The 23,861-nt window shown below is 70.8% G+C and carries 17 protein-coding genes; 3 read left to right on the top strand and 14 right to left on the bottom strand.

All coding sequences use genetic code 11. The annotated features are described in order from the left end of the window. Nucleotides 1–57: 57 nt before the first annotated feature. The 3 genes from ACFYX4_RS26805 to ACFYX4_RS26795 form a co-directional block, all read right to left on the bottom strand. Nucleotides 58–204 carry a hypothetical protein gene (locus tag ACFYX4_RS26805; RefSeq protein ID WP_389338453.1) on the bottom strand — a complete coding sequence of 49 codons (147 nt, stop codon included), beginning with the start codon at nt 202–204 and terminating at the stop codon, nt 58–60. A gap of 14 nt (nt 205–218) precedes the next feature. Further along, on the bottom strand, nt 219–959 hold the full coding sequence (locus ACFYX4_RS26800) for a hyaluronoglucosaminidase (RefSeq protein WP_389338450.1): 741 nt from the start codon (nt 957–959) through the stop codon (nt 219–221). Between the two features lie 69 nt (nt 960–1,028). Then, nucleotides 1,029–2,063 (bottom strand): hypothetical protein, encoded by a 1,035-nt coding sequence (locus ACFYX4_RS26795; RefSeq protein ID WP_389338447.1) that lies wholly within the window; start codon nt 2,061–2,063, stop codon nt 1,029–1,031. Between the two features lie 50 nt (nt 2,064–2,113). Here ACFYX4_RS26795 and ACFYX4_RS26790 point away from each other — a divergent pair, with 50 nt between their 5' ends. Next, a complete protein-coding gene (locus ACFYX4_RS26790) occupies nt 2,114–2,485 on the top strand; it encodes an NTP pyrophosphohydrolase (protein WP_389338444.1) in 372 nt (123 codons plus the stop codon). A gap of 49 nt (nt 2,486–2,534) precedes the next feature. On the opposite strand, the gene ACFYX4_RS26785 is transcribed toward ACFYX4_RS26790, so the two are convergent. From ACFYX4_RS26785 to ngcE, 9 genes are all read right to left on the bottom strand, one after another. After that, the gene (locus ACFYX4_RS26785; protein ID WP_389338441.1) at nt 2,535–4,046 is read right to left on the bottom strand and encodes an amino acid permease; all 1,512 of its coding nucleotides are present in this window, start codon (nt 4,044–4,046) and stop codon (nt 2,535–2,537) included. Nucleotides 4,047–4,198: 152 nt separating this feature from the next. Next, nucleotides 4,199–6,163: a 1-deoxy-D-xylulose-5-phosphate synthase gene (dxs, locus tag ACFYX4_RS26780; RefSeq protein WP_389338438.1), complete on the bottom strand. Its 1,965-nt coding sequence runs from the start codon at nt 6,161–6,163 to the stop codon at nt 4,199–4,201. Between the two features lie 238 nt (nt 6,164–6,401). Further along, nucleotides 6,402–7,748 (bottom strand): sugar ABC transporter permease, encoded by a 1,347-nt coding sequence (locus ACFYX4_RS26775; RefSeq protein ID WP_389338435.1) that lies wholly within the window; start codon nt 7,746–7,748, stop codon nt 6,402–6,404. Beyond that, nucleotides 7,745–8,536: an ATP-binding cassette domain-containing protein gene (locus tag ACFYX4_RS26770; protein ID WP_389338432.1), complete on the bottom strand. Its 792-nt coding sequence runs from the start codon at nt 8,534–8,536 to the stop codon at nt 7,745–7,747. Before ACFYX4_RS26770 ends, ACFYX4_RS26775 begins: the two co-directional genes overlap by 4 nt. 316 nt (nt 8,537–8,852) lie before the next feature. After that, the gene (locus ACFYX4_RS26765) at nt 8,853–9,944 is read right to left on the bottom strand and encodes a sugar ABC transporter substrate-binding protein (RefSeq protein ID WP_389338429.1); all 1,092 of its coding nucleotides are present in this window, start codon (nt 9,942–9,944) and stop codon (nt 8,853–8,855) included. A gap of 123 nt (nt 9,945–10,067) precedes the next feature. Then, nucleotides 10,068–11,267 (bottom strand): ROK family transcriptional regulator, encoded by a 1,200-nt coding sequence (locus ACFYX4_RS26760; protein ID WP_389338999.1) that lies wholly within the window; start codon nt 11,265–11,267, stop codon nt 10,068–10,070. Between the two features lie 307 nt (nt 11,268–11,574). Further along, the gene (locus ACFYX4_RS26755) at nt 11,575–12,501 is read right to left on the bottom strand and encodes a carbohydrate ABC transporter permease (RefSeq protein WP_389338426.1); all 927 of its coding nucleotides are present in this window, start codon (nt 12,499–12,501) and stop codon (nt 11,575–11,577) included. A 2-nt stretch (nt 12,502–12,503) separates the two neighbouring features. Then, complete coding sequence (locus tag ACFYX4_RS26750; protein WP_389338422.1) at nt 12,504–13,430, bottom strand: carbohydrate ABC transporter permease; 927 nt, start codon at nt 13,428–13,430, stop codon at nt 12,504–12,506. Nucleotides 13,431–13,457: 27 nt separating this feature from the next. Then, nucleotides 13,458–14,906: an N-acetylglucosamine/diacetylchitobiose ABC transporter substrate-binding protein gene (ngcE, locus tag ACFYX4_RS26745; RefSeq protein WP_389338419.1), complete on the bottom strand. Its 1,449-nt coding sequence runs from the start codon at nt 14,904–14,906 to the stop codon at nt 13,458–13,460. Between the two features lie 349 nt (nt 14,907–15,255). On the opposite strand from ngcE, the gene ACFYX4_RS26740 reads away from it, so the two are divergent. After that, nucleotides 15,256–19,158, top strand: a complete 3,903-nt coding sequence (locus ACFYX4_RS26740) for a GH92 family glycosyl hydrolase (protein WP_389338416.1) — start codon at nt 15,256–15,258, stop codon at nt 19,156–19,158. Beyond that, nucleotides 19,155–21,140, top strand: a complete 1,986-nt coding sequence (locus ACFYX4_RS26735; RefSeq protein WP_389338412.1) for an alpha-glucuronidase — start codon at nt 19,155–19,157, stop codon at nt 21,138–21,140. The genes ACFYX4_RS26740 and ACFYX4_RS26735 overlap by 4 nt, the downstream gene beginning before the upstream one ends. Here the strand turns inward: ACFYX4_RS26735 and ACFYX4_RS26730 are convergent. Beyond that, nucleotides 21,134–23,158, bottom strand: a complete 2,025-nt coding sequence (locus ACFYX4_RS26730) for a beta-galactosidase (protein ID WP_389338409.1) — start codon at nt 23,156–23,158, stop codon at nt 21,134–21,136. The two genes, ACFYX4_RS26735 and ACFYX4_RS26730, sit on opposite strands and share 7 nt — an antisense overlap. Next, nucleotides 23,155–23,850 carry a hypothetical protein gene (locus tag ACFYX4_RS26725; protein WP_389338405.1) on the bottom strand — a complete coding sequence of 232 codons (696 nt, stop codon included), beginning with the start codon at nt 23,848–23,850 and terminating at the stop codon, nt 23,155–23,157. Before ACFYX4_RS26725 ends, ACFYX4_RS26730 begins: the two co-directional genes overlap by 4 nt. Between the last annotated feature and the right edge of the window lie 11 nt (nt 23,851–23,861).

Genomic DNA, 23,861 nt, shown 5'->3' with positions numbered 1-23,861 from the left:
GGAAGTACGGACGTACGAACATGAAGAGGGCCTCCGCCGGTCGGCGGAGGCCCTCCGTCATGCGTCGTTCGTCCCGGCCGCGTCGAGCCTGGCCCTGAGTTCGGCGTTCTCCGCCTCCAGGGCGACGATCCGCTTGCGGGCGAAGTACAGCTCCATCACGGCGTCGTGGAACTCGGAGATGAGTTCCTCGGGGGTGAGTTGCATGGTCGTCTTCCTTGCTAGGCGGGCGCTATCGTCGTGACCTTGTTCTGGGAACTGCGCCACTTCAGGGCGCCGCCCTCGGCGTAGAGAAGGCCGCCGCCGAGCCCCGGTTCCTCCAGCTTGGCAGGGGGTGTGCCGACGTCGGCGAGGTGTGTCACTCCCTCGACGGCGAGCGCGGGGGCCTTGGTGCGCTGGACGACGTGGAGCTGCCCCTTGGCCGTGCCGCCGCGGTCGATGCCGACGCCGATCAGGCCCGTGCCCTTGACTACGAAGTCCTCCAGGCCGGCGTTGTTGCGCAGGACCAGCAGCGCGCCCTTGGTCGGGCCCTGGGTCGCGGTGACGTAGATGCCCTGGGCGGCGGTGCCCGGCGTCTGGAGGTCGATCGACAGACCGGAGGCACCGCTGTCCGAGCCGTCGGCGTACCCGACGTGGGCGATCTTCAGCGTGCCGCGGGCGGCCTGCTCCTTGCCGGAGATGTACATCGCGGACGAGGCAGGGTTGTCGGAGGTGACGTTCAGCGCCGCCTTGTCACCTGAGGTGGCCTTGTAGTTGATGGCGACGACGTATGCCGTCGGGGAGTCCCCGTAGAACTTCGCGGGCGCGGTGTACTGCGTGTACTCGTCGTCGGCGGCCGAGGCCTCCGAGCCCGCGGCGACCGTCACCGCGCCCGCGGTGAAGGCGCCGAGGAACACTCTTCGTCCCACTGCCATGGGTGAACTCGCTTTCGTCGTCGTGTCGTTGCGTGCGGAAGAGATCATGTGACCACTCCGCACGGGCCGAGCACAACGACGTTCCGGCCGCCGGGCCGGAGGCGGGGGTTCGTCCGCTCAGACCTCCTGCCAGGCCGTCGGCGCGGGGGCCGGCTCGCCGGGCTGGAGGCGGGCGACGAGGAGGCGGCCGGTCGACGGGGACAGGGCCGCCGCGGTCACTCGGCCCTCGTCGTCCTTCGCCAGGGCCACCTCGGCGTCGTCGGGGAGCGCCGGTCCGGACTCGGTCCAGCCGTCGGCCGGCTCCTCACCGTCGCGGTGCACGGCGAAGGCGGCGCGGCCGTCGGTGGTGCGCTGGGCGAGCAACGTGGCCTCGCGGCCGTCGAGTTCGCAGCGCACGGCGGCCACCGGGCCGGGGCCCGCCACCGGCAGCACCGTGACCGGCTCGCTGCCCGGGCGCCAGGCGCGCAGGTCGCCGGAGTCGTCGGCGTAGAAGAGCGTGGTGTCCTCGGCAGAGGTGGGCAGGGCCCGGAGGGTGCCGGGCCGGACCGGCGTCCGGAGGAACCCGGCCGCCGCCACCCGCTTGGCCGGCTCAGCCTGCCGTCGGCGCAGGATCCCGCCGCCGGCCACGGTGTACACCTCCACGCACCCCGACTCCCCCACCACGGCGACCGGCGGCCCCTGCGTCGCGGCCCCCTCCGTCTCCGGCCGCTCCTCCAGCTCGCGCCAGGGCCCCCAGCCGCCCTTCTCCTTCTGCGCGATCATGCGCAGCGCGCCGTCGCCGGCCGCCACGAAGACGTGCGCCCGCCCCTGGGCGTCCACGGCCACGGCGGGCGTGCCGGTGCGGTCGCCCGTCCGGTCCGGGTGGCCGAGGGAGGACCAGTCCATCGGGGAGAGGAGCGGACGGAAGTGGGTGGAGTGCACCACGCCCGACTCCCCCGGCGCGGTGGGCCGCCAGGAGACCAAGTGGGCGTAGGCGTCGACGCCGTGGCCGACGGCGAGGACCGGGTGCACCTTCTGGTCCCCGCCCACTCTGCGGGACGTCTGCCACGCCCCGCCCGGGGCCTGCTCGGCCCGGCACAGGACAGCGTCGTCCGACGTCAGGTAGACACAGAGCCGCCCGTCGCGGCCGCGTATGAGCCAGTCGCCGTTCATCCGCTCACTCTAGCCACGCCGCGCGGGGGCCCTCGTGCGACCCTGGGCGCATGGACGACAACGCCCCGCTGCTCGTGATCGTGGACGCCGCGAACGTGGTCGGGTCGGTGCCCGACGGATGGTGGCGGGACCGGCACGGCGCGGCGGAACGGCTGCGGGACCGGCTCGCCGTGGACGGGCTCCCGGGGCACGCCGGGCCCGAGGAGATCGTCCTCGTCGTGGAGGGTGCGGCCCGCGGGGTGGAGGCGGTGCCCGGCGTCCGCGTGGAATCGGCACCGGGCAGCGGGGACGACCACATCGTCGCCCTGGTGGCCGCCGCGGCCGACCGCCCCCGCCTGGTCGTCACCGCCGACCGAGAACTGCGCCGCCGGGTGACGGACCTGGGCGCGGAGGTCACGGGCCCCCGAACGGTACACGGCTGACGCGCCCCGCCCCCGTGTCGGCGGCGGCGGGCTCTGCCGGGTGGGCTCGTCAGTTCTGGGGGTCGGTCGGGGTGGGGGCCGTGGTCTCCTCGTGGCGGCCCAGGCGGCTGTGGGAGCGGCCGTAGAGGAAATAGACCACGATGCCGAGCGCCATCCAGAACGCGAAGCGGAGCCAGGTCTCGGCGGGGAGGTTGAGCATCAGCCACAGGCAGGCGGCCACCGACAGGAGCGGGATGACCGGGACCCACGGGGTGCGGAAGGCGCGGTGCAGGTCGGGGCGGGTGCGGCGGAGGATGATCACGCCGATCGCGACGACCACGAAGGCGAACAGCGTGCCGATGTTCACCAGCTCGGCCAGCTCGCTCAGCGGGGTGAAGCCGGCCAGCACCGCGATCAGCACGCCGAGCAGGATGGTCGGCCGGTGCGGGGTCTTGAACCGCGGGTGGACCTGCGAGAAGAAGCGCGGCAGCAGCCCGTCGCGGCTCATCGCGAAGAACACCCGGGTCTGGCCCAGCAGCAGGATCATGCAGACCGTGGTGAGGCCGACGGCGGCGCCGAAGCTGATGAACCCGGCGAACCAGGGATGCCCGGTGGCCTTGAAGGCGTCGGCGAGCGGCGCGGTGATCGACAGCTCGCTGTAGTGCTGCATCCCGGTCACGACGATCGACACCAGCACGTACAGCGTGGTGCAGATGAAGAGCGAGCCGAGGATGCCGCGGGGCATGTCCCGCTGCGGGTTCTTGGTCTCCTCGGCGGCCGTGGCGACGACGTCGAAGCCGATGAAGGCGAAGAAGACGACGGAGGCGGCCGTGAAAATGCCCATCACGCCGAAATTGGACGGCGCCCAGCCGAACATCAGCTGGATCAGCGGGGCCTGGAGGCTGTCGCTCGCCGGCACCGCCTGCGACTTGGGGACGAACGGGTCGTAGTTGTCGCCGTTGATCAAGAACGCGCCCGCGACGATCACGGTGAGGACGACGGTCACCTTGATGGCGACGACGACCGAGGTGACGCGCGCGGAGAGCTTGGTGCCGACCACCAGGATCGCGGTGAGCACCAGCACCAGCAGCGCGGCGAGGATGTCGAAGCCGAAGCCCTCGGCCCCGTCCCGCCCGCTGAGCGCCGCGGGCAGGTGGATCCCCGCGTTGTCCAGCAGCGAGTGGATGTACCCGGACCAGCCGACGGCGACCACCGCCGTGCCGAGCGCGAACTCCAGGACGAGGTCCCAGCCGATGATCCAGGCGGGCAGCTCGCCGAGGGAGGCGTACGAGAACGTGTACGCGGAGCCCGCCACCGGGACGGTGGAGGCGAACTCGGCGTAGCAGAGCGCGGCGAGCGCGCAGACGACGCCGGACACCAGGAAGGCCAGGGCCACGGAGGGGCCGGCGTTGTTCTTGGCCACGGTGCCGGTGAGCACGAAGATGCCGGTGCCGATGATGACGCCGACGCCGAAGACGGTCAGATCCAGCGCGGACAGGGACTTCTTGAGCGCGTGCTCTGGCTCCTCGGTGTCGAGGATGGACTGCTCGACCTTCTTCGTCCGGAAGAGGGTGCTGCTCACGGGCTTACCTCCACGCTTGTCGTCCTCGACGTCCAGACATGATCGAGAGGGCGCGTAGTGCGTATGCCCGGCGTGGGGGCTGTCACGCGGAGGGGCCGGTCGCACCACTCCTCACAGTGGCACAACCGGCCCGTTAGGGCGCGTCAGCTGTGTCAGTCGCGTGCGGACTCCACCGGGTCCGCCTCGGCCGCCGGGTCGTCGGTGGGGGTCCCCCCGCTCGAGCGGAGCCGAGAGTGGGGGAGGCCGTCGAGCCGGGAGACCAGGCCGGTGACCTGGCGGGCGATGTCGGGGGCGGTCAGCCCGATCTCGGCCATGACCTCGGCGCGGGAGGCGTGGTCGAGGAACTTCGGCGGGATGCCGAAGTCGCGCAGCGGGACGTCGACGCCGGCGTCGCGCAGGGCCTGGGAGATCGCGGAGCCGACGCCGCCGACGCGGGAGTTGTCCTCGACGGTGACGACGACGCGGTGGCCGTCGGCGAGCGGGGCCAGTGCCTCGTCGACGGGCTTGACCCAGCGCGGGTCGACGACGGTGGTGGTGATGCCCTGCCGGTCGAGCAGCGCGGCGATCTCCAGGCACATCGGCGCGAGGGCGCCCACGGAGACGAGCAGCACGTCGGGCCGGTCCGTCCCGGCCTCGCGCAGCACGTCCATGCCGCCCACCCGGCCGACGGCCGGCACGGCGGGGCCGACGGCGCCCTTGGAGAAGCGGACCACGGTCGGCGCGTCGTCGACCTCGACGGCCTCGCGCAGCTGGGCGCGGACCTGGTCGGCGTCGCGCGGCGCGGCCAGCCGGAGCCCCGGCACGACCTGGAGGATCGACATGTCCCACATGCCGTTGTGGGAGGCGCCGTCGGTGCCGGTGACGCCGGCCCGGTCCAGGACGAAGGTGACCCCGCACTTGTGCAGGGCGACGTCCATCAGCACCTGGTCGAAGGCGCGGTTGAGGAAGGTGGCGTAGACGGCGAAGACGGGGTGCACACCCGCGTGGGCGAGGCCCGCCGCGGAGACGGCGCCGTGCTGCTCGGCGATGCCGACGTCGTAGACGCGCTCGGGGAAGGCCTTGGCGAACTTGTCGAGGCCGACGGGCTGGAGCATCGCGGCGGTGATGGCGACGACGTCCTCGCGCTCCTTGCCGAGCTCGACCATCTCGTCGCCGAAGACGGAGGTCCAGTCGGCGCCGGAGGAGGAGATCGGCAGACCGGTGTCGGGGTGGATCTTGCCGACGGCGTGGAAGCGGTCGGCCTCGTCCTGGAGGGCGGGCTGGTAGCCGCGGCCCTTCTCGGTGAGGCAGTGCACGATGACGGGGCCGCCGAAGCGCTTGGCGCGGGCCAGCGCGGACTCCAGGGCCTCGAGGTCGTGGCCGTCGATGGGGCCGACGTACTTGATGCCGAGGTCCTCGAACATGCCCTGGGGGGCGATGAAGTCCTTCAGGCCCTTCTTGGCGCCGTGCAGGGTGTCGAAGAGGGGCTTTCCGACGACCGGCGTGCGGTCGAGGATGTCCTTGGTCCGGGCGAGGAAGCGCTCGTAGCCGTCGGTGGTGCGCAGCGTCGCCAGGTGGTTGGCGAGGCCGCCGATGGTCGGGGCGTAGGAGCGCTCGTTGTCGTTGACGACGATGACGAGCGGGCGGTCCTTGGCCTCGGCGATGTTGTTCAGCGCCTCCCAGGCCATGCCGCCGGTCAGGGCGCCGTCGCCGATGACGGCCACGACGTGGCTGTCGCGTTTGAGGAGCTGGTTGGCCTTGGCGATGCCGTCGGCCCAGCCGAGCACCGTGGAAGCGTGGCTGTTCTCGATGACGTCGTGCTCGGACTCGGCCTGCGAGGGGTAGCCGGACAGGCCGCCCTTCATCTTCAGCCGGGAGAAGTCCTGCCGCCCGGTGAGCAGCTTGTGCACGTAGGACTGGTGGCCCGTGTCCCACAGGACCTTGTCCTTCGGGGACTCGAACACACGGTGCAGGGCGATGGTGAGCTCGACCACGCCGAGGTTGGGGCCGAGGTGGCCGCCGGTCTTGGAGACGGCGTCGACGAGGAAGCCCCGGATCTCCCCGGCCAGCAGGTCCAGCTCCTCCGGGCTGAGCCGGTCCAGATCGCGCGGTCCCCTGATGCGGGTCAGCAGCGGCACCCGTGCCTCCTTGCAGTAGAGCTGATCGAGCTGTTTCCGGGCGCATCGAGTCTAATGTTCCGCCCGAGCGGACGTCGCCCACCCCATGCGTCGTACGTCACGCCTCGGCGGTACCCGGGACGGCGGCCCTCATGACACGGCGGCGGCGGCCGTCATGACACAGCGGCTGCGGCCCTCATGACACAGCTGTGCCCGGTACAGGGGAGTACCGGGCACAGCTGACTGCCTGCGGGGCTCGTTACCCGCGCCCTGCGGCCTTCTGGCTGCGGCGCGACACCGAGTCGATGACCACCGCGCCCAGCAGGACGCCGCCGGTGATCATGTACTGGATCGAGGTGTTCATGTTCAGCAGGTTCAGTCCGGTCGTGATCGACTGGATGACCAGCATGCCCAGCAGCGCGGACCACACGGAGCCGCGTCCGCCGAAGAGGCTGGTGCCGCCGATGACCGCCGCGGCGATGGCCAGCATCAGCGTGTTGCCGCCGCCGGCGTTCAGCGTCGCGGACGCGGTCTGGCCGGCGAAGAACATGCCGCCGATCGCCGCGAAGCCGCCGGAGATGGCGAACACGGTGATCCGGATCATCGGCACGTTGATGCCGGCGCGGCGCGCGGCCTCGATGCCGCCGCCGACCGCGAACACCTTGCGGCCGTACGTCGTGCGACGGAGCACGAAGTCCACGACGACCAGGGCCGCCAGGAAGATCACCAGCGCGTTGGACACGCCCTGCGCGTTGTTCAGCACGGCCGCGGCGACGAAGGAGGCGATGGCCAGCAGGCCGACCCGGACGAGGATCTCGCCGGTGGGCTTGAAGGGCACGCCCGCGGCCTTGCGGCGGCGCTGCTCGCCGAAGTTGCCGACCAGCGACAGCACGACGCCGAGGGCGGCCAGCACGTAGGCGCCGATGATGGCCTGGTCCATGAAGAAGGAGCTCTGGCCGAGGATGTGCACGGGGCCGTCGTCGGAGGGGATGTTGATGGTGCCGGTCGAGCCGAGCAGCCACAGCATCAAGCCGTTCCAGCCGAGGAAGCCGGCCAGGGTGACCACGAACGCGGGTACGCCGATCTTGGCGAAGAACCAGCCGTGCAGCGCGCCGATGCCGACGCCCGTGAGGATGGCGAGGACCAGCGCCAGCCAGCCGTTCATGCCGTTCTCGACGACGAAGACGGCGAAGAGTGTGGAGGCCAGACCGCTGACGGAGCCGACGGAGAGGTCGATCTCGCCGAGCAGGAGGACGAACACCAGGCCGATGGCGAGCATGCCGGTGGCCGACATGAAGTAGCTGATGTCGGACAGGTTGTCGGCGCTCAGGAAGCGGTCGTTCTTCGCCTGGAAGATGACCCAGATGACGATCAGACCGAGGACGACCGGCAGGGTGCCGAGCTCGCCGCCCTTGATCTTGCGCTTGAACTCCGTGACGTAGCCCTTGAGGCCCTCTTCGCGGACCAGCAGGCGCGGGTCGACGACGGCGACCGGCGCGGCCGTGGGGTCGTCGGCGGGCGCGACCGTGGTCTGCCCCTCCACGACGCCGTCGGCCTTGACGGCCTGCGCGGTGTCGCTCTTGACGGTCTTGGACGTGTCGCTCACTTGGCCGCCTCCGCGGTGCGACGCCCCGCACGACGGGTGACGGCGTTGTCCGTGGCACCCGTGATCGCGGCGATGATCTCTTCGTGGCTGGTGTCCTTCACGGGGAAGGAGCCGTTGTTCTTGCCCAGGCGCAGTACGGCCACGGTGTCCGCGACCGCCTTGACGTCGGCCATGTTGTGGCTGATGAGGATGACGCCGAGGTTGCGCTCGCGCAGCCGCTCGACCAGGTCGAGGACCTGCGCGGTCTGCTCGACGCCGAGGGCGGCGGTGGGCTCGTCGAGGATGACGACCTTCGGGTCGCCGATCAGGGCGCGGGCGATGGCGACGACCTGGCGCTGACCGCCGGAGAGGCTCGCGATCGGGATGCGCACGCTCGGGATGCGGATGGAGAGCGTGGACAGCAGCTCGCGGGCGTTCTTCTCCATCGTCACCTCGTCGATGACGCCGCGGTGCAGCAGCTCGCGCCCGAGGTAGAGGTTGCCGACCACGTCGAGGTTGTCGCACAGGGCGAGGTCCTGGTAGACGGTCGCGACGCCGAGACCCTGGGCGTCGTGCGGCTTGTTGATGCTGACCGGCCGGCCCTCCCACTCGATGACGCCCTCATCGATGGGGTGAACGCCCGCGATCGTCTTGACCAGGGTCGACTTTCCTGCGCCGTTGTCGCCCACCAGGGCGACGACCTCTCCGGCGTGGACCTCCAGCTCGACGTCGGTGAGTGCCTGGACCGCACCGAATCGCTTGGAGACTCCGCGCAACGCCAGCACGGGCGTAGCGGACACGTGAACCATCTCCTTCGCCGCCTGACCGGCGGGGATGCCGCGCTGTGGAACAGGCGCGGAGGGATGTGCGGGACGCTCGCGGACATGCGGCGTCGGCGCACGAGGTTTACAGAATGAACATGCGCGAGTCCGTCGCCGTTGGCAACGGTTCCGTCCGACGCCCGCCCCGCAGCGGGGTGTTGGGCGGGGCGAGCGTCGTCGGGGTCTCGCGGGGCCGCGCGGTCCGGGGGCCGTCGGGCGGTGGGGCCGTTGGGCCCGGAGCCGTTCGGCGGCCGGGGCCCGGATCCCTCGCGGGACCCGGGCCGGTGGCGCGGTGTGCGCGTGCCTACTGGAGGCCGGCGGCCTTGCAGGCGGCGGCGTAGGCGGCGGTGCAGATCTCCTCGACCGTGTACACCTTGTCCTTGAGGACGGTGTCCTTGATGTTGGCCTTGGTGACCGACACCGGGGTCAGCAGCTGGGAGGGCACCTTGTCGCCGGAGCCGCTCGTCAGGGTCTGCGTGGCAAGGGACTTGATGTCCTTGCCCTGGAGCAGGTTGACCGCGAGCTGGGCGGCGGCGTCGGCCTCCGGCTTGAAGGCCTTGTAGACCGTGGAGGACTGGGTGCCGGCGACGATCCGCTGGATGCCCGCGAGTTCGGCGTCCTGGCCGGTCAGCGGGATGCTGCCGATGCCGGCGCCCTTGAGGGTGTTGGCGATGCCGCCGGCCATGCCGTCGTTGGCGGCGTAGACGCCCGCGATGTTCTTCGCGCCGATCTGGGTGATCGCGGCGGACATCTTCTCGGCGGCGACGGTGTCCTTCCACAGACCCGACTGCTCGTAGGCGATGGTCACCTTGCCGTCGAGGGCCTTGTGCGCGCCTTCCTTGAACTGCGCGGCGTTCGGGTCGGCGTCGTCACCGTTGATCATGACGACCTTCGACGCGGTGGTGGCCTTGGCGCCGAGGGCGTCGACCAGGGCCTGGCCCTGGAGCTCGCCGACCTTCACGTTGTCGAAGGAGACGTAGGCCGAGACCGGGCCCTGGGCGAGGCGGTCGTACGCGACGACCTTGACGCCCTTGTCCACCGCGGACTGGATCGAGGACTTGATCGCGGCGGAGTCCTGGGCCGAGATCACGATGACCTTGACGCCCTTGGTCACCATGCTGCTGACCTGCTGGGCCTGCTTGGCGGCGTCGGCGGCGGCGTTCGCGTACTGGACGTCGCAGTCGGAGCACAGCTCCTTGACCTTGGCCTCGAAGAGCGGCTTGTCGAACTTCTCGTAGCGCGCCGTGACGCTGTCGGGGAGCAGCAGGCCGATGGACTTGCTGTCGGAGTTGCTGCTGCCGGAGTCGTCGTCGCCCGCCTTGCCGCACGCGGCAATCGACAGGGCCATGGAAACGGCGGTGGCGCCGATCACGACTCTACGCATCGTTGCGTTCATTTGGGGTGTGCCTCCCTGACAGGGCCGCAACGCTGCGGCCGAGGTGGCTCGAAGTCAACTCGGCCGCAAGTTCGACGTCAAGAAGTAAATACTTAACGAGATGGCAACGGCGTCATGCGTTCTCTAAGTGAAGGCGGGTGCCGCGGCGGCGAGGGTGCCGTCCAAAAGGGTCGAATCACCCATCTCGCTGAGGGCCAGAGCGAGCGCCCCGAGCACCTCGGCGCGGCCCCCAAGTGCCCCTGGGAGCACGGAGAGCTGCCGTGCGGCGCTGGGGATCGCGTAGCGGCCGACGGACTCCCTGATCGGCCCGAGCACCAGCTCACCGGCCTCGGCGAGATCGCCGCCGAGCACGACCCGGCTCGGGTTCAACAGGTTGCAGAGGTTGGCGACTCCGCTGCCGACATGGCGCCCGACGTCGGCGATCACCCGACGGCAGCCCGGATCCCCGTCCCTGGCCAGCCGTACGACGCCCTCCATGGTCAAGTCCGTTCCGTGGCTGGACTGGAGGAGCGGCAGGACGTACCGCGCGGCGGCGAAGGTCTCCAGGCAGCCGCGGTTGCCGCAGCGGCAGACCGGGCCGGACTCGTCGAGCGTGATGTGCCCGATCTCCCCGGCGGTCCCGCCGGGCCCGCGGTAGATCTTCCCCTCGATCACCAGGCCGGCGCCGACACCGCTCGCGACCTTGATGTAAGCAAGATCACGCACGCCTCTGCCGCTGCCCCAGACCATCTCGCCGAGGGCTCCGAGGTTGGCGTCGTTGTCCACGTGCACGGGCACGCCGAGGCGGCCCCTGAGCTCCTCCGCCGGTCTGGTGCCGATCCAGCCGGGCAGGATGGCGGAGGAGCCGAGCGTGCCGGACTCCAGCTCGATCGGCCCGGGGACGCCGAGCCCCACTCCGGCGATCTTCGAACGGTCCACCCCGGTGGCCTCGATCAACCGGCTGACCAGCTGTTCCGCCCGGTCGAAGCCCTGCGTCGCGGACGCGTCCACGTCCAGCGGCTCGGACTCCTCGGCGAGGACCTGATGGGCGAGATTGCCGATGGCGACCCGGAGATGGGTGTGGCCGAAATCGACACCGATGACGATGCCCGCGTCTCCGCTCAGCGATACGCTGCGGGCCCGGCGGCCCCCCGCCGAAGTGGGCGTGACCTCGACCGTCCCGCCGTCCTTCAGCTCGCGGACGATGTTGGAGACGGTCGCCGCGGACAGTCCGGTCGTCCGGGCGATCTCCGCCTGCGTGAGGGACCCGGCCAGACGCACGGCCCGTACGACTCGCTCCAGGTTTGCTCGGTGCAGCGACGACTGCGACCCCGGAGTCTCCACGACGACCTCCTGCGCGCGGGACCGCTTCAACGAGGCCCCGTCTATGTCCAACTAGTGAACTCTAAGCTGAGCTGTTCGGGTCGCCTCCCGTCAAGAGGTTGAACGGTTTCCGCGTGGTCGAACACTTGGGCGCACAGGAACCCGATCGGAGGTTGCGGGGTGTACGGGGGCGGGTGCGCGGTGTCGCGGGAATCCGCTCGCGCGCCCCTCACATAGCGGGACATCACCGGAGGCAAGCACACGAAAAGCGGCGTACGCCGATCCCGGTGAACCGGGAGTCCGCGTACGCCGCCTGAAGGCGCGAGGTTTACTTCACGGCCCCCGCCGTCAACCCCTGCACCACCTGCCGCTGGAAGACGACGTAGGCGGCGAGGACCGGCAGCATCGCCATCACCAGTCCGGCGAAGAGGCCGGACCAGTCGCCCTTGTAGCCCTGGCTGACGGCGAGTTGGACCAGTCCCTGGGTGAGGACGCGCTTGTCGGGATCGGTGTTGAGGACCGTGGGCAGCATGTACTGGTTCCACTGGCCGAGGAAGTTGAAGATGCCGACGCTGATCAGACCGGGCTTGGCCATGGGCAGCATGATCTGGAAGAACGTGCGGCTGTGGGAGGCGCCGTCGACGAAGGCCGCCTCCGCGATCGAGGTGGGCAGCGTGCGGAAGAACGCCGTGAGGAAGAACACGGTGAACGGCAGCGAGTAGGCGATGTAGACGAGGATCAGCCCGTGGATCGTGTTCAGCAGCCCCATGTTGTTCACGACGAAGAACAGCGGGACCAGCGCGAGCATGATCGGGAAGCTCATGCCGCCGACGAAGAGGTAGTAGACGAACCGGTTGCCCGGGAAGTCGAAGCGGGCCAGGACGTAGGCCGCCATCGAGCCGAGGACCAGCGTGCCGATGAGCGAACCCCCCACCACCAGCACGGTGTTGAGGAAGTAGTCACTCATGTTGGCCTCGGTCCAGGCCCGCGACCAGTTGTCGAAACGCAGCTTGTCGGGCAGCGACCAGGGCGAGCCGAAGATGGAGCCGTCGTCCTTGAAGGAGGTCATCACCGCCCAGAGCAGCGGCAGCACGACCATGATCGCCCACAGGACGAGGATGCCGTGCGAGAAGGCGTTGAGGACCTGCCCCTGCGGTCTCGGCCCGCGCGGCGGCCGGGGCGCGGGCGGGGCGGTCTGCGTGACGGGCGTGCCGGACTCGGCCGGCACCGGGGCGGGGGTCTGCGTCGTCTTCAAGGTCAGTACTCCAGCCGCTCGCGCCGGCCCAGCCGCATCACGATCGCGGCGAAGGCCAGCGTCACGATGAGAAGGGCGACGCCGATCGTGGTGGCGTAGGCGGCCTGACCGTCGCGGAACGCCTTCTGGTACACGTACAGGACCATGACAGTGGTCGAGTAGTCGGGGCCGCCGGGCCCGGTCGTCATGATCTGCACGACCGCGAACGACTCCGCGCCGAGCGCGAGGATGCCCATGTAGACCCAGCCGGACTGCACGGTGTCCCACAGCAGCGGCAGGGTGACGCGGAAGAACGTCGTGACCCGGTTCGCGCCGTCGAGCAGGGCCGCCTCGTACAGGTCCGCCGGGATCGAGGCCATGCCGGCGGAGAACAGGACCACGAAGAAACCGACCGTGGACCACACCAGCACCGCCATCACGCACCACAGCGCCAGGTCCGGATCGCCCAGCCACAGCGGCTGCACGCCGTCCAGGCCGATCCCCCGCAGGAAGGAGTTGATCGCGCCGCTGTCCGGGTTGTAGGCGAAGGCGAACAGCAGCGCGACGATGGCGATCGACAGCACCTGCGGAAAGAAATACACGATCTTGTAGAAGGAGGAGCCCCGGACCCCGGAGACGACCGGTCCGCCCTTCCTTCTCCGCCCGCCGACATTGATCATGAAGGCGAAGAACAGCGCCAGACCGATCGTCACCACCGGCAGCACGAGAGCGAACAGCAAACTGTGCTGCAAGGACTTCCAGAAGACGTCGTCGTCCAGCATTCTGCGGTAATTGTCCAGTCCGACCATCTCGAATTCGGGGCTCAGTCCGGTCCAGTCCGTGAACGAGTAGTAGATGGACTGGATGAACGGCCATACCACGAAGAGCGCGTACAGTCCCAGGGGCAGCGCCAGGAACCCCACGATGAACCGGTACTTGCCGTGCTGCATCGCCACTCCGGTGCCGTGAGAATGCGGTTACTGGTGCTTGTAGTGCTTGATGGACGGGTCCTTGGCGGCCTCGTCCGCGTATCCCTGGATTCTTTTCACCGCCTCCGCCGGGGTGAGCCGGCCGGCCATCATCTCGCCGAGTCCGGAAACGCCGATCTTCTCCTTCTGCAACTGGACGTACCAGTCCTGCAACCGGGGATTCACCACGTTCTCGCCGGCCTTGTCCAGCGCGGCGACGCCCGACTTCAGGCCAGGGGTGAGGGTGATGCCGTCGGTGCCGCCGTTGTACGCGGTCAGCGACTTCACCTTGGCGGTGAAGTTCTTGGACGAGGCCTCGCTGAGCATGATGCGCAGCTGTTCCATGCCGCCCGCGGCGTTCTTCGCCCTGGCCGGCACGATGAACGGCTCGCCGCCGGACGCCCAGATGGTGCCGAACGGCATCTTGTCGGAGGAGTCGATGCCGGTGGGCGCGGAGACGGCGAGGCCGAAGTCGGCCGGGATGACGTTCGCCGCCTCGTTCTCCACCCAGGAGCCGTTGGGGATGAACAGGGCCTTGCCCTGGGCCCAGGCGGTCTGCGACTGGATGTGGTCGAGACCCGGGGTGCCCTGGAGGACATAACCCTTCTTGTACAGCTCGTAGTACGCCTCGAAACAGGTCTTGACCGCCGGGTGCTCCCAGGCCTTGGGCTCCAGGTTGTCGATGGCGTCGAGGACCTCCCGGCCGCCGACCTTGCCGATCATCGGGTACAGCGAGAAGGGAATGTAGTACGGGTACTTGCCCGCGTACGTCCAGCCCGCGATGCCCTTCTTCTTGGCCTTCTCGCAGACGGCGAGCATCTGGTCCCAGGTCTCGGGATAGGCGGCGTCCAGCGAGTCCAGGGCCTTCTGCGAGTACCACACGCCGTAGACGGTGTAGGCGTAGTACATGATCCAGACCGGGTCGCCGTCGAACTGGCCCATCTCGACGATGCCGGGCCGCAGGGTGTCGCGGACCTTCTTGGCCGGGTCGTCGTAGGAGGGTGCGTCGAGCAGCGGGGTGAGGTCGGTGAGCTGCTTCTTGCCGACGAGGACGCCCATGTCCATCTGCTCCGCGCCGGAGTTGTCGATGAGGTCGGGCGGGGTGCCCTGGTTGAACCGCGGCTGGAGGGTGGACTGGATCTTCTGGGTGGCCGAGAACTTCACCTTCGCCTTCGGGAAGTCCTTCTCGTAGATCTTGACCGCGTCCTCGGCGTACTCCTTGCCGAAACCGCCGTCGAACAGCACGAACTCCATCAGCGCGGTGTCGTTGACCGCGAGCGGGTTCTTCGCGGTCTTCTTTCCGGACTCGGCCTTCTCGCCGCCGCCTCCTCCGCTGCTGGCGCACGCCGCGAGGAAGCTCATCGTCGGTACGGAGATCAGGCCCAGCGCGGCGGACCTCCTGATCAGATCGCGCCGGCCGAAACCCGTGGAACCGTTGTTCTCCGAGGTGGATCCCATGCTCAAGTCCTCGCCTTCTCCAGGACTCAGGCGGTGAACCGGATCCTTCCCGGCACCGCGGTCAGGTCAAGCAGGGTCGTGCGGATCGCGTGAATTGCCGACAGGTATAGTCCACTTCCCGTCAGCGGATCAAGATCGAAGGCAAGGTTGGCCGCGGGTCTTTTCCGAGTTGAGACCTGGCGGAAATGCGGAAACCCGGAAAACGGCGACCGGGGAATCGCATGACTTCGGCCCCGCGTGGCGCAATCAACCTCCTTGACACCCCTGGCCACTTGCTCCCTACTGATGTCTGCGCGACCAGGGAGACAACGTTGTCCGGCGCGGTCCGGCGCGGGGAGGATGCTCACGCATGCAGCGGTTACGACGGTTCGCGAGGTTCGCGAGGGCTCGGGCGGTCGTGGTCACGGCCGCGCTCGTCATGGCGGCGGCCACACCGGGAGCGGCGGTCGCGGCGCCGCCCCGTGCCCCGGCCGCCGACCGGGACTTCGCCTCCTCGTTCGAGCCGGACCAGCCCGCGCCCGACTGGGAGAGCACCGTGGAGACGACGCCGGACGGCGGCAAACGCGCCTTCGGGGTCGACGGCGGCTACGGCGGCGGGCTCCCCGGCGATGTGACCGACCGGGTGACGGCGCTGCGGGCCGGCGCGGAGAACACCGCGGGCGGCGAGGTGAAGGAGAACCTCGTCGACGGCGAGGCCGGCACGAAGTGGCTGACCTTCCAGGCCACCGGCTGGATCGAGTTCGACCTCGCCGCGCCGGCCGCCGTCACCACGTACGCGCTCACCTCCGCCAACGACTTCCCCGTACGCGACCCGGCGGACTGGACGCTCAGCGGCTCGGCGGACGGCACGGCCTGGACGACCCTCGACACCCGTGCCGGGGAGTCCTTCGCGGAACGGTTCCGGACGCAGACGTACGCCCTGGCCGGCCCGGCGACCGCCTACCGGCACTTCCGCCTGGAGATCACCCGCAACCACGGCGCGGGCCTCCTCCAGCTCGCCGACGTGCGGTTCGGCACGGGCGGCGGCGACGGCCCGGTGCCGCCGGACATGCTCACCGTCGTCGACCGCGGCCCGAGCGGCTCCCCCACCGCGAAGGCGCGCGCCGGCTTCACCGGCCTGCGCGCCCTGCGCTACGCCGGGCGGCACACCGCGTCCGGGCCGGGCCACTCCTACAACAAGGTCTTCGACGTCGACGTCAGGATCGGCCCGCGCACACAGCTCGCGTACCGGATCTTCCCGGCGATGGCCGACGGCGACCGGGACTACGCGGCCACGCACGTGTCGGTGGACCTGGCGTTCACCGACGGGACGTATCTGAGCGGGCTCGGCGCGCGGGACCGGTACGGCTTCCCGTTGTCGCCGCGCGGACAGGGCGCGGCCAAGGCGCTCTACGTGAACCAGTGGAACGACGTGGTCGCGGGGGTCGGCGCGGTGGCGGCCGGGAAGACCGTCGACCGGATCCTCGTCGCCTACGACTCCCCCGGCGGGCCCGCGCGGTTCCGGGGCTGGGTGGACGACATCGCGCTGCGCACCGCCGCGCCCGAGGCGCCGAGGGCCCATGTGTCGGACTACGCGGTGACCACACGCGGCACGCATTCCAGCGGGAGTTTCTCGCGCGGCAACACCTTCCCGGCGACGGCCGTGCCGCACGGCTTCAACTTCTGGACCCCGGTGACGAACGCGTCCTCGCTGGGGTGGCTGTACGACTACGCCCGCGGGAACGACGCGGACAACCTGCCGACGATCCAGGCGTTCGGCGCGAGCCACGAGCCGAGCCCCTGGATGGGCGACCGGCAGACGTTCCAGGTGATGCCGTCGGCTGCGGCGGGCGTCCCCGACACCGGGCGCACGGCGCGGGCGCTGCCGTTCCGGCACGAGCGGGAGACGGCGCGGCCGTACTACTACGGGGTGCGGTTCGAGAACGGGCTGACGGCGGAGATGGCGCCGACCGACCACGCGGCCGCCCTGCGCTTCACCTATCCGGGCGCGGACGCGAGCGTCGTCTTCGACAACGTCTCCGACCAGGCGGGGCTGACGCTCGACCATGAGAACGGGGTGGTGACCGGCTACTCGGACGTGAAGTCCGGGCTGTCGACCGGCGCGACCCGGCTCTTCGTGTACGGCGAGTTCGACGCGCCGGTGACGGACGGGGCTTCGGGCGGGGGGTCGGGCGGAGGGTCGGGCGGGGCGTCGGGCGAGGGTTCGGGCGAGGCGTCGGGCGGGGGCAGGGGCTGGCTGCGGTTCGACGCGGGCGCCGACCGGAGCGTCACCCTGCGGCTGGCGACCTCGCTGATCGGCGTCGACCAGGCCCGCGACAACCTCCGCCAGGAGATCCCCGAGGGCACGCCGTTCGAGAAGGTGAGGTCCGACGCCCGGCGGCAGTGGGACCGCCTCCTCGGGAAGGTCGAGGTCGAGGGCGCGACGCCGGACCAGCTGACCACGCTGTACTCCAGCCTGTACCGGCTGTACCTGTACCCCAACTCCGGCTTCGAGAAGGTGGGTTCGAAGTGCCGGTACGCCTCCCCGTTCTCGCCGGCGACGGGGCCCGACACCCCGACGCGCACCGGCGCGAAGATCGTCGACGGCAAGGTGTACGTCAACAACGGCTTCTGGGACACCTATCGGACGACCTGGCCGGCGTACTCGCTGCTCACGCCCACGCGGGCGGGCGCGCTGGCGAACGGTTTCGTGCAGCACTACAAGGACGGCGGCTGGACCTCGCGCTGGTCCTCCCCCGGGTACGCCGACCTGATGACCGGCACCTCCTCGGACGTGGCCTTCGCGGACGCCTATGTGAAGGGCGTCGGACTCGACGCGAGGACGGCCTACGAGGCGGCGCTGAAGAACGCCACGGTCGTGCCCCCGTCGTCTGGCGTCGGCCGCAAGGGCATGGCGACCTCCCCCTTCCTCGGCTACACGAGCACCGCCACCCACGAAGGCCTGTCGTGGGCGCTGGAGGGCTACCTCAACGACTACGGGATCGCCCGGATGGGCCAGGCCCTGTACGAGCGGACGGGCGTCGCGCGCTACCGCGAGGAGGCCGACTACTTCCTCAACCGCGCCCGGGGCTACGTCCATCTCTTCGACGCGAAGGCCGGCTTCTTCCAGGGCCGGGACGCCGAGGGCGACTGGCGCGTCCCGTCCGACTCCTACGACCCGCGCGTGTGGGGATACGACTACACCGAGACCAACGGCTGGGGCTACGCCTTCACCGCCCCGCAGGACAGCCGGGGCCTGGCCAACCTGTACGGCGGCCGCGACGGCCTGGCGAAGAAGCTCGACGCCTACTTCACCACCCCGGAGACCGCCTCCCCCGAGTTCGCCGGCTCCTACGGCGGGGTCATCCACGAGATGACCGAGGCGCGGGACGTGCGGATGGGCATGTACGGGCACTCCAACCAGGTCGCCCACCACGCGATCTACATGTACGACGCGGCCGGGCAGCCCTGGAAGGCGCAGGCCAAGGTGCGCGAGGTGCTCTCCCGCCTCTACACCGGCAGCTCGATCGGACAGGGCTACCACGGCGACGAGGACAACGGCGAGCAGTCGGCCTGGTACCTGTTCTCCGCGCTCGGCATCTACCCGCTGGTGATGGGCGGCGGCGAATACGCCGTCGGCTCCCCGCTGTTCACCAAGGCGACCGTCCATCTGGAGAACGGCCGGGACCTGGTGATCCGGGCGCCGAAGAACAGCGCACGGAACGTGTACGTCCAGGGCCTGAAGGTCAACGGGCGCGCCTGGACGTCGACTTCGCTCCCGCACTCGCTGCTGGCCAAGGGTGCGGTGCTGGACTTCGACATGGGCCCGAGGCCCTCGGCGTGGGGCAGCGGGAAGAAGGCGGGGCCCGTCTCGATCACCCGGGACGACAGGGCGCCGACCCCGCGCACGGACGCGCTGCGGGGCGGGGGCGCGCTGTTCGACGACACGTCGGCGACGGTGGCGGAGGTGACGGGCGCGGTCGAGCTGCCGGTCGCGTCGGGCAGGGAGGCGGGCGCGAAGGCGAGCACGGGCACGAAGGCGGTGCAGTACACGCTGACTTCCGCCGACCGTGCGAAGGCCCCGGCGGGCTGGCGGCTGGAGGGGTCTTCCGACGGGAGGACCTGGAAGACGCTGGACCGGCGTTCAGGGGAGAGCTTCGCGTGGGACCGGCATACCCGCGCGTTCAGCGTGAGGTCGCCGGGTACGTACGCGGCGTACCGCCTCGTCGTCGACGGCCAAGTCCGTCTGGCCGAAGTGGAGTTGCTGTCTTGAACGGGATCGATCCCGGCTGGCTGCCCCCGGAGGCCTTCCGGCCGCTGGGGACCCGGCGCACCCTGGTCAGGGGCTCCGGCCCCCTGGTCGGGACGGTGCGCGATGAAGTGACGGACGCCTGTGGGCGGTTCGGCGGGGAGGTCGTACGGGACGGCGCGTACGACCTGCTGCTCGACCTGGTCGAGGCGGCCGATGTGGTGGAGGCTGCCGACGGCGGACTCGGGCTCGGGGACGAGGGGTTCGCGTTCGCCCGGGACGGCGGTACGACGACGGTCACCGCCTGCGGCGGGCGCGGGCTGCTGTACGGCCTGTTCCACGTCGTGCGGCTCGGCGAGGAGGCGTTCCAGGGTGTGCGTCCGCGTGAGGTGCACCGGCCGGCGACGGACCTGCGGATGCTGGACCACTGGGACAACGTGGCCGTGCACCCGGTCATGGGCCAGGTGGAGCGCGGGTACGCCGGCGGCTCGCTGTTCTGGCGGGACGGGCGGGCGCGCGGCGAGCCGGAGCGGGTCCGGGCGTACGCGCGGCTGCTCGCGGCCTGCGGGATCAACGCCGTCTGCGTCAACAACGTCAACGTGCACGCGACCGAGGCCCGGCTGCTGACCGACCGGATCGGTGAAGTCGCCGCGATAGCGGACGTGTTGAGGCCGTACGGGATCCGGACGCATCTGTCGGTCACCTTCGCCGCGCCGGTCGTGCTCGGGGGGCTGTCCACGGCCGACCCGCTGGACGCGGAGGTGCGCGCCTGGTGGGAGCGGGCGGTGCGCGGGGTGTACGCGGCGATCGGGGACTTCGGCGGGTTCGTGGTGAAGGCCGACTCGGAGGGCCAGCCGGGGCCGTTCACCTACGGGCGCTCGCACGCGCAGGGCGCGAACCTGCTGGCCGGCGCGCTCGCCCCGCACGGCGGCACGGTGCACTGGCGGGCGTTCGTCTACGACCACCGGCAGGACTGGCGGGACCGGACGACGGACCGGGCGCGGGCGGCGTACGACCATTTCGCGCCGCTGGACGGGAAGTTCGCGGACAACGCGGTGCTCCAGGTGAAGCACGGGCCGATGGACTTCCAGGTGCGGGAGCCCGTCTCGCCCGTGCTGGGCGCGCTGCCGCGGACCCGGCTCGCGGTGGAGGTGCAGGCCACGCAGGAGTACACCGGGCAGCAGCGGCACGTGTGCTGGCTGGGGCCGATGTGGAGCGAGGTGCTGCGGTTCCGGCCGCGGGGCGAAGGCGGGCCGTCCGTCGGGGAGTCGGCGCGGGGCGGGATCGTGGCGGTGTCCAACGTGGGCGACGACCCGTTCTGGACCGGGCATCCGCTGGCCCAGGCCAACCTGTACACCTTCGGGCGGCTGGCCTGGCAGCCGGACGCCGAGCCGCTCGGGATCCTGGACGAGTGGATCGCGCTCAGCTTCCCGTCCGCCCCCGAGCGGCTGGTCACCGGCCTGCGCCGGGTGCTGGACGGCTCCTGGGCGACGTACGAGAAGTACACCGCCCCGCTCGGGGTGGGCTGGATGGTGCAGCCCGGTCATCACTACGGGCCGAGCGTCGACGGCTACGAGTACAGCCCCTGGGGCACCTACCACTTCGCCGACCGCGACGGCATCGGCGTCGACCGGAGCGCGGCGGCCGGGACCGGGTTCGCGGGGCAGTACGCCAAGCCGTGGGCCGAGCTGTACGAGTCGCCGGACACCTGCCCGGACGAGCTGCTGCTGTTCTTCCACCACGTGTCGTACGGGCACATGCTGCACAGCGGCAAGACGGTGATCCAGCACATCTACGACACGCACTTCGAGGGCGTGGAGGAGGTGGCGGCGGCCCGGGAGGTATGGGCCTCGCTGGTGGACCTCGTGGACGCGGCGCGCCACGCGCGGGGGTCGGAGCGGTTCGAGGAGCAGCTCCGGAGCGCCCGCGAGTGGCGCGACCAGGTGAACAGCTACTTCTTCCGGAAGTCGGGTGTGCCCGACGCACATGGGCGCCGGATCTACTGAAGGCGGAGGACGGCCGCGCCCAGCGGGTCGAGGGTCAGCGGCTCGCCCGCCTCGACCCGTTTGCCGGTCAGCAGGTCGGTGGCGGCAGTCCGGGCCGTCAGACGGGCCGGTCGGGGGGCGTGGTTGAGGAGGAAGAGGAGGCGGGTGCCGTCGGGGGCGACTCGGGTCGCCGTCTCGACGGCCGGCTGATCGGCGTGGGGGCCGAGCAGGTCATGGCGGGCCAGGACCGTGCGGACGACCTTGTCGACGCCGGGCTGGTCGAGGGCGGTGGCGATGTACCAGCCTTCGCCGCCGCTGTCGCCGAAGCGGTTGCGGGTCACGGCCGGGGTGCCGGCGTAGAAGTCGTCGCCGTAGGTGCCGACCGGCTCTGCGCCGCGCGGCAGCACGATCTCGAAGACCAGGCGGGCCTCGTAGGTCTCCTCCCCCAGGTGGACGGGCTGAACGACGTCCCGTGGGCGGGAGTCCCACTCGTCGACGCGGACGCCCATGAGGGGCGCGAGCGGGCCGGGGACGTCGGCGAGGAAGGCGCGGTCGTGCTCGTCGACTCGGCCGGAGAGAAAGGTCGTCACCACGGTTCCGCCGCGCGCGGCGACGGCTTCCAGTCGTCGCGCCAGGTCGCCCTTGACCATGTGCAGGACGGGGGCCAAGATCACGTCGTACGCCGTGAGGTCCGCGGTGACCGGGACGACGTCCACGTCCGCGCCGGCCTCACGGGCGGCGCGGTAGTAGGCGTGGACCACCTCCTGGTACTTGACCAGCCGGGACGGGCCGTCGGAGATCTCCAGGGCCCACCAGCTGTCCCAGTCGAAGAGCAGGGCGGTGCGAGCCGGGGTGCGCGCGCCGAGGGTCGCGTCGCCGAGCGATTCCAACTCCCCGCCCAGTTCGGCCACTTCACGGAACACGCGGGTGTCGTCACGGCCCGCATGGCCGATCACCGCGCCGTGGTACTTCTCGCAGGCCCCGCGCGAGGCCCGCAGCTGGAAGTAGAGGGCCGCGTCGGCGCCGTGGGCGAGGGCCTGGAAGGTGGCGAGGCGGAGTTCACCGGGGCGGCGGAGGGGGTTGACGTCACGGCAGGCCGTCGTGGACGGCGTCTGCTCCATCAGCCAGAAGGGAGCGCCGTCCTTCAGGCCCCGCATCAGGTCGTGGGCGAGGGCGGACCAGGTGGGCGGGGCGTCCAGGGGCGGGTAGCTGTCCCAGGAGGCGAAGTCGAGGTGGGGCGACCAGCGGTGGTAGTCGAGGGGGCGGAACATGCCCATGAAGTTGGTGGTGACGGGGGTGTCGGGGTCATGGGCGCGGATCACCTCCTTCTCGGCGAGGAAGCAGCCGAGCAGCGCGTCGGTGGTGAAGCGGAAGTAGTCGAGGGTGATGCCCTGGAAGGCGGTGTGGTCGGGGCCGCGCCAGTGCTCGGTGAGGGCGCTGGGCGGTTCGATCTCGGCGAAGTCGGAGTAGCGGTGGGACCAGAAGGCCGTCCACCAGGCGTCGTTGAGGGCGTCGAGGGTGCCGTACTTGTCCCTGAGCCATGCCCGGAACGCCTCGGCGCACAGCTCGCAGTAACAGGCCCCGCCGTACTCGTTGTTGATGTGCCAGGCCAGCAACGCCGGGTGGTGTGCGTAGCGTTCGGCGAGGCGGGCGGCCATGGCCGTGGCGTGGTCGCGGTACGCCGGTGAGCTGGGGCAGAAGTTGTGGCGCTGGCCGTGGCGGTGGCGGCGGCCCTCGAAGTCGGTGCGGTTGACCTCCGGGTGCCGTTTGGCGAGCCAGGGCGGGAGGGCCGCGGTGCCGGTGGCCAGGCAGACACGGCGGCCCTCGTCGGCCGCGCGGTCCATGATGCGATCGAGAGTGGTGAAGTCGTAGACGTCGGGGCCGGGTTGGGTGAGAGACCAGGAGAAGACGCCGACGGTGAGGGTGTCGATGCGGGCCCGGGTGAACAGGCGGTGGTCGTCGTCGTGGACATGCCGCGGCCACTGCTCGGGGTTGTAGTCGCCGCCGTACGGGATCTTCGGGGTGTGCGGCGTGGTCATGCGGTGAAGTCCTCCTGGGTCTCGGCGATCACCGTGCGGCCGGAGTGCAGCAGCGACAGCAGCAGGGGTGCGGCGAACAGGGCGGGCAGGGCCTCGGTGAGCAGCGCGGTGGACGCGCCGGCCAGGACGAGCAGGGAGGCGGCGGCGAGGGTGGCGCGGCCGTGCCGGAGCAGGAAGTAGGCGGCGAGGCGGGCGGTGTCGCGGGCGCGGAACGTGAAGAGCGAGGTGAGGACGAGGGCGTGGGCGCCCCACAGCAGCAGCACCACGCCGATCGCGCCGAGCAGCACCGCCCACCAGCCGGGCAGTCCGGTGGCGGCGAAGTGGGTGAGGGTGAAGGCGATCACGGTCAGCCAGGCGAGCAGGGGGGCCCAGAGCTTCAGCGCGGAGTGGGCGTTGAGCCGCCAGCCGCGCAGATAGACGCGGGCGGGATGGAGGTCGGTGAGGTCGCGGCCGCGGTGGTGCAGCGCGTAGACGGCGGCGGAGGCGGCCGGTCCGACGGGGAGCAGGCAGAGGGCGGCGAGCGGCAGGTTGGCGGCGTCGGGGCCGGGGCCGAGGCCGAGCAGGAGCAGCCCGGCGAGGCCGGGGGCGGAGGCGGCGAGGAACAGGGCTTCGACGGTGAGGAGGGTGTGCACGAGGGCGGCGGCACGGGAGAGGACGCCGGTGCCGAAGTCGGCGGCGGGGGCGGTGCTCATGAGGTCTCCGT

The sequence above is a fragment of the Streptomyces sp. NPDC002328 genome (assembly GCF_042890065.1).
Taxonomy (GTDB): Bacteria; Actinomycetota; Actinomycetes; order Streptomycetales; family Streptomycetaceae; genus Streptomyces.
Note: the sequence above shows the minus strand (reverse complement) of the source record. Positions and strands in the feature narration are given on the sequence as shown.